At 61.8% G+C, this 12,406-nt stretch carries 12 protein-coding genes; 4 read left to right on the forward strand and 8 right to left on the reverse strand.

Annotated features, from left to right (window positions below):
* Positions 1 to 47: 47 nt before the first annotated feature.
* From HBR94_RS09170 to HBR94_RS09190, 5 genes are all read right to left on the reverse strand, one after another.
* Complete coding sequence (locus tag HBR94_RS09170; RefSeq protein WP_057440474.1) at positions 48 to 1,289, reverse strand: heme biosynthesis protein HemY; 1,242 nt, start codon at positions 1,287 to 1,289, stop codon at positions 48 to 50.
* 5 nt (positions 1,290 to 1,294) lie between these two features.
* Complete coding sequence (locus HBR94_RS09175) at positions 1,295 to 2,407, reverse strand: uroporphyrinogen-III C-methyltransferase (RefSeq protein WP_170044550.1); 1,113 nt, start codon at positions 2,405 to 2,407, stop codon at positions 1,295 to 1,297.
* Between the two features lie 19 nt (positions 2,408 to 2,426).
* Positions 2,427 to 3,194: a uroporphyrinogen-III synthase gene (locus tag HBR94_RS09180; protein ID WP_057960979.1), complete on the reverse strand. Its 768-nt coding sequence runs from the start codon at positions 3,192 to 3,194 to the stop codon at positions 2,427 to 2,429.
* Positions 3,191 to 4,132 carry a hydroxymethylbilane synthase gene (gene hemC / locus HBR94_RS09185; RefSeq protein ID WP_057440477.1) on the reverse strand — a complete coding sequence of 314 codons (942 nt, stop codon included), beginning with the start codon at positions 4,130 to 4,132 and terminating at the stop codon, positions 3,191 to 3,193. Before hemC ends, HBR94_RS09180 begins: the two co-directional genes overlap by 4 nt.
* A 138-nt stretch (positions 4,133 to 4,270) precedes the next feature.
* A complete protein-coding gene (locus tag HBR94_RS09190; protein ID WP_057440478.1) occupies positions 4,271 to 5,017 on the reverse strand; it encodes a LytTR family DNA-binding domain-containing protein in 747 nt (248 codons plus the stop codon).
* A 550-nt stretch (positions 5,018 to 5,567) separates the two neighbouring features.
* On the opposite strand from HBR94_RS09190, the gene argH reads away from it, so the two are divergent.
* Positions 5,568 to 6,962, forward strand: coding sequence for an argininosuccinate lyase (gene argH, locus HBR94_RS09195; RefSeq protein ID WP_057440480.1), 1,395 nt, complete (start codon positions 5,568 to 5,570; stop codon positions 6,960 to 6,962).
* A gap of 168 nt (positions 6,963 to 7,130) precedes the next feature.
* Here argH and HBR94_RS09200 read toward each other — a convergent pair whose 3' ends face one another.
* Positions 7,131 to 7,790, reverse strand: a complete 660-nt coding sequence (locus HBR94_RS09200; RefSeq protein WP_115129267.1) for a glutathione S-transferase — start codon at positions 7,788 to 7,790, stop codon at positions 7,131 to 7,133.
* A 125-nt stretch (positions 7,791 to 7,915) separates the two neighbouring features.
* On the opposite strand from HBR94_RS09200, the gene HBR94_RS09205 reads away from it, so the two are divergent.
* From HBR94_RS09205 to HBR94_RS09215, 3 genes are all read left to right on the forward strand, one after another.
* Positions 7,916 to 8,200, forward strand: coding sequence for a hypothetical protein (locus tag HBR94_RS09205; protein ID WP_057440482.1), 285 nt, complete (start codon positions 7,916 to 7,918; stop codon positions 8,198 to 8,200).
* 172 nt (positions 8,201 to 8,372) lie between these two features.
* The gene (locus tag HBR94_RS09210) at positions 8,373 to 8,627 is read left to right on the forward strand and encodes a TIGR02647 family protein (RefSeq protein ID WP_057440483.1); all 255 of its coding nucleotides are present in this window, start codon (positions 8,373 to 8,375) and stop codon (positions 8,625 to 8,627) included.
* 167 nt (positions 8,628 to 8,794) lie between these two features.
* Positions 8,795 to 11,635, forward strand: a complete 2,841-nt coding sequence (locus tag HBR94_RS09215) for a class I adenylate cyclase (RefSeq protein ID WP_169960071.1) — start codon at positions 8,795 to 8,797, stop codon at positions 11,633 to 11,635.
* Here HBR94_RS09215 and rnk read toward each other — a convergent pair.
* Together rnk and HBR94_RS09225 are read right to left on the reverse strand one after the other, a co-directional pair.
* Positions 11,632 to 12,042 carry a nucleoside diphosphate kinase regulator gene (gene rnk, locus HBR94_RS09220; protein ID WP_057444204.1) on the reverse strand — a complete coding sequence of 137 codons (411 nt, stop codon included), beginning with the start codon at positions 12,040 to 12,042 and terminating at the stop codon, positions 11,632 to 11,634. The two genes, HBR94_RS09215 and rnk, sit on opposite strands and share 4 nt — an antisense overlap.
* 143 nt (positions 12,043 to 12,185) lie before the next feature.
* Positions 12,186 to 12,404 (reverse strand): DUF1289 domain-containing protein, encoded by a 219-nt coding sequence (locus tag HBR94_RS09225; protein ID WP_057440618.1) that lies wholly within the window; start codon positions 12,402 to 12,404, stop codon positions 12,186 to 12,188.
* Positions 12,405 to 12,406: the final 2 nt, after the last annotated feature.

The raw sequence follows: 12,406 nt of genomic DNA on the forward strand, positions 1-12,406 counted from the left end.
GGCTGGCTGCCAGATGTTTCCCAGCCAACCCTTCAAAAAATCCTACGTCAAACCCGTGCAGGCACCGGCAGCGGTGAAGCCAGCAGACGGCTATCCAGCAGCCCAAGGCCTTCCTGGAACAGCTGATTACTGCGCTCGGTATCACCCAACTGCGCCAGCAACCGCGCCAACTCGGCGCAGGCCTCGGGGTTGCGCTGCACTTGCAGGCTGCTTTCCAGATAGTCCCGCGCCTTGCCCCACAAACTGTTTTGCAGGCAGAGCCGACCCAAGGTCAGCAACAGGCTGGCATCCCCCGGATGATCCTTGAGCCAACCTTCGGCGAATTTCAGCTGGCGTGCCGGATCGCTACCGCGCAACAGGCCATACAACCGGATCAGGTGGCTGTCATAACCGCGCTTGAGCGCCACACGCAACGCCTCTTCGGCCTTGGCATCGGCGCCCAGCTGACGCAACTGCTCGGCATAGGCCAGCACCAGTTGGGGCTCCTGACGCTGGGCCGAGGTCAATTGCTGCCAGGCCCGCTCAAGGGATTGCAGGCCGGCTTCACCGTGCTCTTCACGCTGGACCGCCAGGCTCAGGTTTTCACCCCAGGCCCGGCGCTCCAGATCTGCCAGTTCGGCGGCAGGCAGCACTTTGTCCTTGCGCAGTTCTGGCAACAGGCGGATCACCGAAGACCAGTCACCGCGCTGCTGGTGCAAGCGCTGGAGTTGACGCAATACCTGGGCGTTGTGCGGATGGCGTTCATGCATGGCCTGCAGCGTCACCAGGGCGGCGTCGGTGTCGCCACGGTCCATCTGCAACTGCGCGTGGCTCAAGGCGATGGCCAATTCGGCCTGGGGCTGACGCTCCAGGGCGCGCTCCAGCAAGCCGTCGGACTCTTCATAACGCCCCTGCTCGTTGGCGGCCCGGGCCGCGCCAAGGTAATACAGCAGCGGCTGGCGCTCGGCTTCTGCAGCACGGTGCAGGTGTCGCTCGGCGCTGGCCCAGCGGCCTTCCGCCAGGTCCATCTGCCCTTGCTCGATGGCGACCTGCACCCGTCGGCTGCGATTGCGGCGCGACCAGGGATTGACCACGCCACCGGAGGTTGTCACCAGCCCCAGCAGCACCCGCAGCAGATAGATCGCCAGGCCGACGACAAACACCGCCACCAGGGTCGACCACAGGCCAGACTCGTAATGCAGCACATGGGGATAGGTGATCAGCACATAGCCGGTGTGTTTCGAGATGCCTACCGCCAGCGCCAGGGCGAGGGCAATCGCCAGCACCAGGATCACATAGAAACGCTTCATCGGCTTTACTCCTGGGTCGCCGGCTTACCGGCGGAAGCCTTGGCTTCATCGGCAGACAGATGGCGGCGTTCAAGGTAAGCCTGCACCGCAGACAAGCTCGCGGCGAGGTCCGGGGTCACCACCGAGACGGCCTTGGGCTCAAGCTCGGTGATACGCGCCAGCATGGCCTGGCTTTGCGGGTTGTCCTGGTTGAAGTTGTCTTGCAAGACGCTGCGCGCCTCGCCCAACGCACGGGCGTACACCGCCGGTTCGCCATTGAGCGCCGCCCATTGCGCCTGCTCCAGCGCCAGGCTCAGGGACAGTCGCACCTGGTTCAAGCCTTGGCCTGCCAGCAGCGGGCGGATGTTATCGTCGGGGTTGAAGTCGATCCGGAAGTAGCGGGAGATCTGTTCCCACCATTGGCTCCAGCGACTGTCCGTGTCGGTGCTCGGACGGCCCTGTGGGCTCTCTTGCAGCTGATATTCCGGGGACACGGCGGCCAGTTGCACCACCTGGTCCCGCAGCGCCGCCAGTTGCAGGTACAGCCCGGTACGGTCTGGCTGCTCGACGCTGCGCAAGGCCGCCAAACTCTTGGCCAACTGCTCACGGGCGGCGTAGGAACCGGGATCGCTCTGCTCGCGCAGGATCTCATCGGCGCCCTGCACCAGCGCCTGGGCACTGTTGATATCCTGCAAGGCCGACAGGCGCAGGCTGGCCAGACGCAGCAGATGCTCGGCCTCGGCCAGGCGCCAATCCTTGCGGCTAGCGCCCAGGACGGTTTCCAGACGCTGATTCAGGCGTTGCTGGTCGCCCTGCAATTGCGCCACCAATCGACGGCGTTCTTCCAGCTCATCAGCACCCGGCAATTGCGCCAGGCGCGCGGCCAACTGCTGTTGTGCCTGCTCAATACCCTGGGCTTGTTCATCCAGGGTACGCACCTGCCCCAACTGTTGCTGACTGCTCGCTTGCAGGGCCCGGACCTGCCAGAGCCCCCAGCCGCCGGCCGCAACACCGGCGGCACCGAGCAGCAAGGCGAAGACCGCCAGGCCGTTGCCACGGCGCGGCGCAGTGACCGGGGTCTCAACAGGCGCATCAAGCGCGGGCTGAGCTTCATCTTTAGGCAAGGCTGTTTCGCTCACGTGTCCATCCTTTGCGTTATTAGAGAGTGGGAACGGGCTGGCTCCGTAACGCCACTAGCAAAGCCGCGGCACTGGCACCGCGGCAATCCACAACTTTTTCCGCGCCCGCCGCCCGCGCCATTTCGGCGACGCGTGGGCTGGGCACGAACAACGGCAACTGTGCCACGCGTGGCCAATGGGCGCCGGCAAGGCTTTGCAAATGCAAAAAACCCTGCCCACTGCTGACCACCAGGCCGTTCAAGCGTTCCACAGCAATGCGCTGGGCGAGCACATCCGGGTCGTAGGCCGGCAGAAACCGACGATACAACTCCAGATAATCGACACTAGCACCTTGGCCGCGTAAACGCTCAGCCAGCAACTCTCGCCCACCCTGCCCGCGCAGGATCAATACCCGGGCATCGGCAATGGCGACAGCCTCGCGCAACCTGGGCACTTCAAGCAAGGCTTCGCTGTCATCTCCAACCTCGGGGTAGCTCACATCCAGGCCTTGGTCAGCCAGAACCTGGGCCGTTGCTGCGCCGACGCTGAACCACGGCAACGCCGGCACCGCTGGCGCGTACTGATCGAGCAATTGCAGCGCCACGCGCGCGGCCGGCTTGCTTACCACGATCACCGCGCAGTAGCGATCCAGGCCCTGGAAAACCGCCTGGTGCTCAGGAGTGATGGGCAAGGGTTCGGTTTCCAGCAACGGCAGGCAGCTGCTGAAGATACCGGCTTCGGACAACGAGGCCGCCAGGGCTGCCGATTCCTCGGCAGGCCGCGTCAGCAGCACACGCCAACCGGTCACTGCGGACCGGCCTCGCCATAGACTTTTTGCAGAATGGCGCCGGCGCCTTTGGCCAGCAATTCTTCGGCAACCTTCACACCCAGGCTGGCGGCCTCGGCTTGTGGCCCGCGGATTTCAGCGGTGAGCAGTAAACCACCGTCGGGATCGCCCACCAGGCCGCGCAGCCAGAGGTTGTCACCCTCAAGAACCGCGTAACAGGCGATCGGTACCTGGCAGCCACCGTTGAGGTGCTTGTTCAGGGCGCGTTCGGCGGTGACGCGAATTTCGGTTTGCTGATGATCGAGAGGCTTGAGCAGCGCCTGGATTTCACGGTCTGCGGTACGGCATTCGATACCGACGGCCCCCTGCCCACCGGCCGGCAAGCTGTCTTCGACACTGATGGCCGACGTGATGCGGTCTTCAAAGCCCAGGCGAATCAGGCCGGCCGCCGCCAGGATGATCGCGTCGTACTCGCCGGCATCCAGCTTGGCCAGGCGGGTATTGACGTTGCCCCGCAGGAAGCGGATCTGCAGGTCCGGGCGACGGGTCAGCAACTGGGCCTGGCGACGCAGACTGGATGTGCCGACGATGCTGCCCAGGGGCAACTCATCAAGGGAGGCGTAGGTGTTGGACACGAAGGCATCGCGCGGGTCTTCACGCTCGCAGATGCAATACAGGCCCAGGCCTTCGGGAAAGTCCATCGGTACGTCTTTCATCGAGTGCACGGCGATGTCGGCTTCATTCTCCAAGAGCGCGGTTTCCAGCTCCTTGACGAACAGCCCCTTGCCGCCGATTTTCGACAGTGGCGAGTCGAGCAGCTTGTCGCCGCGACTGACCATGGGCACCAGGGACACCGTAAGGCCCGGATGGGCTTGCTCAAGGCGGGCTTTGACGTATTCGGCCTGCCACAAGGCCAGGGCACTTTTACGGGTGGCGATGCGGATTTCGCGAGAGGACATGGATCAATCCGTACTGAATAGATACGGCAGATAATAACAGCTCAGGCAGAACCGCCTTGATTTGAATCAGCAAGTGCGGGGCCTCCCTGGCCGCGTCACTCCGGGATTCGGGGCATGCAGGTCGCTCAAGCCCTCGGGCTAAAGCTGCTGCATCATTTTGCGCACGCCTGCGACATGGCGTCGGCTGACGATCAACGCATCGCCGTTGAGCCCTTTGAGGAACAACTGGAAATGCCCCAGGGGCGTGCGTTGCAGGCGCTCGATACGCTCGCGGGCCACCAGCGCATTGCGATGGATGCGCACAAAGCGCTCGCCAAATTCGTCTTCCAGGGCCTTGAGCGGCTCATCGAGCAGCACTTCGCCGACCTCGTGGCGCAAGGTCACGTACTTGTGGTCGGCGATAAAATAAATCACCTGGTCCACGGGAATCAGCTCGATGCCCTTGCGGGTCCGCGCGCTGATATGGCTACGCGGGCCGTTGCCACTTTGCGCTGCGGGCTGGGTCAAGGCGCCGAGTTGGGCGCGATTGGGTCGCTCAGCCTTCTTCAAGGCCTTGAGTACCGCATCGGCAGCCACTGGCTTGACCAGGAAGCTGACACCGCTGGCCTCCAGGGCCTGGGAGGGAAACTCCTCTTCACTGGCACAAAGTACCAATGCCGGCGGCGACTCGCGCTCGCTCAAGCGGGCAGCTACCTGCAGGCCATCAAGGCCCGGCATGGCGATATCGAGCAGCACCACATCCGGCTTCAGGCTTTCGATCAAGGCCAATGCCTCGTCGCCACTGCAAGCGCTGGGTTCAAGGACACTGTATCCCTCAAGCTCACTGACCATACGGCTCAGTCGCTCGCGGGCTTGGGGTTCGTCATCAACGATCAGGACATTCATATTGCGCTGGATTCCTGCGTGAGTCTCGCACAAGGATAGCGTAGACAGGTGCGGTGACTTCCGTCACGGCGATCCACGCTAAGACTAGCGCGAGCGGCAAAAAGTGCCCCGAGAGCGACACCAATATTTACCCGGACCTGTTCAATACCGCCCATAACCCGATACCGCAGGGCATCGTCATAGGGTTTGCTGATACACAATATGAACACCCCCTCTACTTTAAGGTTAGCCTGGAGTTCGACCTCATTGCCTGGCATTGGTGCAGTGCACCCCTGTCAGTGCAACTGTAGACGCTCATGAAGACGACATTGCTCAATCGTCAAATATCGTTTCAATAAACATCCTTTGTTTACCTCAGGAACCGGCCGGGTTAAACCCCCGCGTCACTCCCACCTCCAGTCTCATCCCGGACGCGGCAGACGGCAAGGCACTTTGCCATCCAGCAAACAAATAAAAATGCCGACGCGGCGTATCAACGCCTCCATCAGCAACCCTGTTATTATCGGCGGCACACTTTCATGCCTCTTTTAAGCAGATCACGAGCGAATCCATGAGCACCGACAAGACCAACCAGTCCTGGGGCGGCCGCTTCAGTGAGCCCGTCGACGCCTTCGTCGCGCGCTTCACCGCCTCCGTCAATTTCGACCAGCGCCTCTATCGCCACGACATCATGGGCTCCATCGCCCACGCCACCATGCTGGCCAAGGTCGGCGTGCTGACCGATGCCGAGCGCGACAGCATCATTGACGGCCTGACCACGATCCGTGGCGAAATCGAGGCCGGTACCTTCGACTGGCGCGTGGACCTTGAAGACGTGCACATGAATATCGAGGCGCGCCTGACCGACCGCATCGGCGTGACCGGCAAAAAACTGCACACCGGGCGTAGCCGCAACGATCAGGTGGCCACCGATATCCGCCTGTGGCTGCGCGATGAAATCGACTTGATCCTGGCCGAAATCACCCGCCTGCAAACAGGTCTGTTGGAGCAGGCAGAGCGTGAATCGGACACCATCATGCCCGGCTTCACCCACCTGCAAACCGCGCAGCCTGTGACCTTTGGCCACCATCTGCTGGCCTGGTTCGAAATGCTCAGCCGCGACTACGAGCGCCTGGTCGATTGCCGCAAACGCGCCAACCGCATGCCCCTGGGCAGCGCCGCGCTGGCCGGCACCACCTACCCGATCGACCGCGAATACACCGCGCAACTGCTGGGTTTCGACGCCGTGGGCGGCAACTCCCTGGACGGCGTATCGGATCGCGACTTCGCCATCGAGTTCTGCGCCGCCGCCAGCATCGCGATGATGCACTTGTCGCGATTCTCCGAAGAGCTGGTGCTGTGGACCAGCGCGCAGTTCCAGTTCATCGACTTGCCAGATCGTTTCTGCACCGGTAGTTCGATCATGCCGCAAAAGAAAAACCCCGACGTGCCAGAGCTGGTGCGGGGTAAGAGCGGCCGTGTATTCGGCGCACTGATGGGCCTGCTGACCCTGATGAAAGGCCAGCCTCTGGCCTACAACAAGGACAACCAGGAAGACAAGGAACCGCTGTTCGACGCCGCCGACACCCTGCGCGACTCGCTGCGCGCGTTTGCCGACATGATCCCGGCGATCAAGCCCAAGCACGCCATCATGCGCGAGGCGGCCCTGCGCGGTTTCTCTACCGCCACGGACCTGGCGGACTACCTGGTGCGCCGTGGCCTGCCATTCCGTGACTGCCATGAAATCGTTGGCCATGCGGTGAAATACGGCGTGGATACTGGCAAGGATCTGGCGGAAATGAGCCTGGAAGAGCTACGCCAGTTCAGCGACCAGATCGAGCAAGACGTGTTTGCGGTACTGACCCTGGAAGGCTCGGTCAATGCTCGCAACCATATCGGCGGCACGGCTCCAGCCCAGGTCAAGGCAGCCGTGGTGCGCGGCCAGGCCCTGCTCGCCAGCCGCTAAAAGCATCGCAGGCAAGCCAGCTCCCACCTTTGACCGTGGCCTTCAATCACCTCGGTCAACTGTGGGAGCTGGCTTGTGTGGGAGCTGGCTTGCCTGCGATAGCATCACCTTAGTGTCACTGACACACCGAGGTGCCTGCATCGCGGGCAAGCCCAGCTCCCACATTTATTACTTCTTCGCCGCGACCATCGCCATAAAGGCCGGCATCGCCGCGTCCTTGTCCGCCGCCACTCGCTGGGCGTTGGGCAGGTCTTGCAGCGTCTTCAGCAAAGCCTTGGCCTTCGGCAACTCAGCCAGCAGATCCAGGCCGAACAGCTTCCCACCAACCGCGCACGCCAAGTCCACGCTGTACATGAAGTACACATCAGCAAGCGTAAAACGCTCCCCTGCCACATACGGCGCAAACTTGCCGTGCCGCCCCAGCGAAGCAACCCCTAACAGCAACTCGGCCTTGGCCTTGTCCTTGATCGCCTGCGGTACCGGCATGCCAAAGAACGCCTCGCCATAGCAAGCCCGGGCCGGCAGTTCGATGTACAACTCGATTTCCCTGCACAACGCCAACACCTGGGCACGCTGGAACGCATCGCCTGGCAGCAGGGCCGGGCCCGATTGCGTCTGTTCGAGGTACTCGAGAATCACGCTGGTTTCGTTGATAAAGCCGTTTTCCACCTTCAGCACCGGCACCTTGCCGCGCGGGCTCACCGCCAGGGCTTCAGGGGTTTGCCCGGCATAAAACGCCACTTCCTCGAAGGGCAGGCCCTTTTCCAGGAGCGCCAGCTTGACCATGTTGTAGTAGTTACTGACCGAAAATCCGTAGAGCTTGAGCATCACAAAGCCTCCAGGCCGTGCAGGGGTTGGCTGGTTAGGTTATAGAACGTGACGCGCCACCTGACCAGCAGCATCACCGGGCTGAATGGAGGTAGACTGGCGCCCTTTCCTGACAGGAGGCAGCCATGAGCGAGCCAACCGATATCGACAACGACGACGAAGAGTTCGCCGAATCCACCTTGACCCAAGCGATCGAAAACCAGATCGAAAGCGATAACCCGCCGGCGGCCAAGGCCACATTCAACAAGCTGACCCTGGTGGGCTACGAGCGCGAAGACATCCTGAACCTGATGGCTCACGTGCTGGCCGTGGAAATCGACGCGATGCTGGAAGAAGACCGGCCGTTCAACACCGACTGGTATGAAACCGCCCTGCGCGCCCTGCCAGAGCTGCCGCCGGAAAACCAGTAACCCTGCCCTTGCTCGCGAAAAACCTGAGCGCGCCGCGTTTCTCCAACTGCCCCGGGTCAACGTTAACGCTTTTCGCGAGCAAGCTCGCTCCTCCAGACTGGACAGTTCGCCCAAGTACGTTCACCTTAGGGGCTGCTAGCGTCTGACAATTCCTAGAACGTCTGGAGTCCTTATGTCGTATACCCCTGAGTTGGTTGCCGAACTGGAAATCCTTGCACTTTTCAACCTGGGCAGTTCCCAGGAAGGTCTGAAAGTCCATCAGACCGCTGCTCCCACTGCCATTGCTGCGGCCAAACGCCTGTTCGAGAAAAAACTGATCGACCAGCCAGATGGCGGCTACCTGACCAGTCTGGGCCGCGACGCAGCAGAACAAGCGCAAACACTGCTGACGATCCTGACCACCGCTACCACCAAAGAAGCCGCCTGACCCACCGTATCGCCCACGGAATCCTCTGTTCACGGATTCCGCGGGCACTTCTGCGCCGACGATAAAATTCTGGCGCCAAAAACAAATTCCCCTTAAACCTCCTACGATTCTGTCTGTAAACTCCTACACGGCCGCCCACGCCGGGCCTGCGAGCCGTTGAGTTCGACATGACCAGTACCCATGAAATCCGCCCTGACTTGGATGAAGGCATTGACCGCAAGGTACTGGCCCAACTGCGCTCGCGTTTCCTCACCCTCAATGCCGGCCGCATGGCCCGGGCTGTCGAAGGCCTGACGCCGCGCCAGCAAAGCGTGCTGGCACTGCTGCCGCTGTTTTTCCATGTCAATCACCCCTTGTTGCCTGGTTATGTCTCGGGCAGCACGCCGGCCGGTTTGTCGAATTTTGAACCGGATGCCCAGGTCCTGGCCGAAGCCCAGCGCCTGACCCGCTCGTTTTCCTACAAGCCACGCCACGGCAACCCGCCCACCCCGATCCACGGTCTGTTCCTGATGGGCAGCCTTGGCACACTGGCCCAGGCCGACCAGAGTGATATGGACGTGTGGGTCTGCCACGCCGCCGAGGTAAACGAGGCCGAGCTCGTCGAATTGCGCAAAAAGTGCCAGTTGCTGGAGGCCTGGGCCCTGAGCATGGGCGCCGAGGCGCATTTTTTCCTGATCGAACCCAGCCGTTTTGCTCAGGGCGGTCGCGATACCCAGCTCAGCTCAGATGACTGCGGCACCAGCCAGCACTATCTGTTGCTCGATGAGTTCTACCGCACCGCCATCTGGCTGGCCGGGCGCACGCCAATCTGGTGGCTGGTGCCAGTCTACGAAGAAGCGCGCTACGCCGAATTTACCCACGCGCTGATTTCCAAACGTTTTATCCGCGCCGACGAAACCCTCGACCTCGGGCACCTGGCCCATATCCCGCCGGGAGAATTTATCGGCGCCGGCCTGTGGCAGTTGTTCAAGGGTATCGAGTCACCCTACAAGTCGGTGCTCAAGCTGTTGCTCACCGAGGTGTATGCCAGCGAGCACCCCAAGGTGCAGTGCCTGAGCCTGCGTTTCAAACGTGCGGTGTTCGCCAACCAACTGGACCTGGATGAGCTGGACCCGTATATCGTGGTCTACCGTCGCATCGAGGAATACCTGCGCGGGCGCAACGAACCCGAGCGCCTGGAACTGGTGCGGCGCAGCCTGTACCTGAAGGTCAACCGCAAGCTCACCACCGGCCAGCGCGCCACCGGCTGGCAACGTGCGCTGCTGGAGCGCCTGGCCCATGAATGGGGCTGGGACCAGCGGCAACTGGCCCTGCTCGACAGCCGCAGCCAGTGGAAAGTGCGACAGGTCGCGTCCGAACGCCGCGCCCTGGTCAATGAGCTCAATTACAGCTATCGCTTCCTGACCCAATTCGCCCGCACCGAACAGACCGTGAGCCTGATCAACAAGCGCGACCTCAATGTGCTGGGTCGACGCCTGTACGCCGCCTTTGAACGCAAGGCCGGCAAGGTCGAGTTCATCAACCCGGGGATTGCCCCGGACCTGGCCGAAGACACCCTCACCCTGGTCCACTCGCCCAATCGCAAGGAGCCGGGCCAGTACCATTGGGGCCTGTACAACGGCAGCCTGACGGCCCTGGAATGGGAGCACTTTGCGCCGATCAAACGCAGCCGCGACCTGCTGGAGATGCTCACCTGGTGCCATCGCAACGGCGTGATCGACAGCAGCACGCGCCTGGCCCTGCATCCGGGCACCAGCGATTTGAGCGAATTCGAGCTGTTCAATCTGCTGGGCAGCCTGCAACAGACCGTCGCCCTGCCCCTGGCCACGGTGGATGAGGAACGCCTGCTGCGTACGGCGATACCCGAGGAGGTGCTGTTGCTGGTCAACGTCGGCGTCGACCCGCTCAAGCACCACCGTGACTTGAATATCCTGATGACCACCGAGCGCACCGACTCCCTGAGTTACGCCGGCGTCAGGGAAAACCTGGTGTTGACCCTGGACCAGGTGACACTCAACAGCTGGAACGAGGTAATGGTCAGCCGTTACGAGGGCCCCCACGCCCTGCTCGATTGCCTGCGCGATTACCTGAATCAGTTACCACACGACCAACTGCCACGGCTGCGGGTGCGCTGTTTCTGCCATAACCGTGCGCAGTTCATTGCCCAGCGTGTGGAAGAGATTTTCGATACCGCGCAAAACCTGATGCTCAGCCAGCTCAACCACCGCTATCTGATCCAGGTGCAGCAGCACTATCACGTCATGGAACTGGCGCCGGGGCAGGCCAATCATGTGTCCCTGGCCAACCAGCAGGCGCTGGTGGAATACCTCTGTGAAGAACTGGCCAGCTACAGCCCGTTGCACCTGGATGCCATGGCCCTGGAAGACCATGATCTGGCAGCGCTGCTACCGATGGGCCAGGCGGATTGTGTGCAGGTGTTCTACCGCATCAATGACGGTTTCGCCGAGCTGTACGTGCTCGACGAATTCAACGCCCTCTGGCAACAGCGCCTGCCGTTTCATGATGAGCAAAGCTTGCTCGCCCCTTTGCAGCGCTTCCTGCAGTCGGTCATCTATCGTCGGGACGCGCTCTCACCGCTGGACCCGCAGCAGCCACTGGGGGCCGTGCAAACGCTGTACTACCAGCTGTTGCCATCGGCAAGCGGTCGGGCCCGTCGGGTCGAGCCACGACCGGCACCCCAGGTCCCGGCCAACAAACCGTTCTACGACGTGCAGGCGATTATCGGCAAGGGCGCGCCAGGCCAGGTAGGGATTACCCTGTACTGCAATCAGCGGGAGTTTTGTGAACTGGAATTTGGCGACCAGCTGTTTGCAGTGGTCGCCCAGGAGATCGTCGGGCAGCGTCGGGAAACCGAGCGCTATCGTTGCTACATCACCGACCTGGACCTGTCCGGGCTACTCGGTGATGTTCAAAGCCCAAGCAATCTCTACCTGCGCTACAAGGCCGAGTTGGAGCAGGCGCTCAACCAGGCCTTGAATCAGGTCTAGAGCGTGAACGCGCCGCCGTCTTTAGGCTGGCCTTCGACACTCAGCAGCTCAAGCTTGAGGGTCTTGCCACCTGGAGCGGGCCAGTCGATGTGCTGGCCAACCTGCAGGCCCAGCAGCGCACTGCCCACCGGGGCGAGGATCGAGATCTTGCCTTCGTCGGCATTCGCGTCCTTGGGGTAGACCAGGGTCAGGTGATAGTCCTTGCCGCTGCTTTGCTCGCGGCAATGCACGCTAGAGTTCATGGTCACGACACCGGCAGGCACTTCATCGTGACCAACCACGTCTTCAGCGCGGTCAAGTTCGGCTTGCAGGGCGATGACGCCTGGCAGTTTATCGTCCATACGGTCGATCAGTTGCTCAAGACGTTGCACATCGAGACGGGTGAGGATGATGGAAGGTGCAGTCATGATTGCGGCAGACTCCTTTTTTTCTGCACAAAAAAGCAAAACCCCGCCAATAAACGGCGGGGTTCTCACGGACCTCGATGAGTTGAGGTGTACCCGGACACTACCACAGCACACCAAATAAACAAGATGGGCTGGTCTGAAGGTCAGGCACCGGCCTTGCGTTGCTCGGCCTGTGCGACGATCACGCGGCGCCGCTGATCATCGGCGGAACGCCATTCCCGGATGTCTTCCACGTGTCGGAAGCAGCCAAGGCAGACTTTCTGCTCATCCAGCCGACACAAACTGATACAAGGTGACGGCACTGCCGGGCTGACATTGCTGAACAGCGGCTTGGGCGGACGGGCGGGTGTGGGCTGGGTCACGA

Origin of the sequence: Pseudomonas sp. WS 5412, from assembly GCF_012985615.1 — a bacterium.
GTDB lineage: Bacteria > Pseudomonadota > Gammaproteobacteria > Pseudomonadales > Pseudomonadaceae > Aquipseudomonas > Aquipseudomonas shahriarae.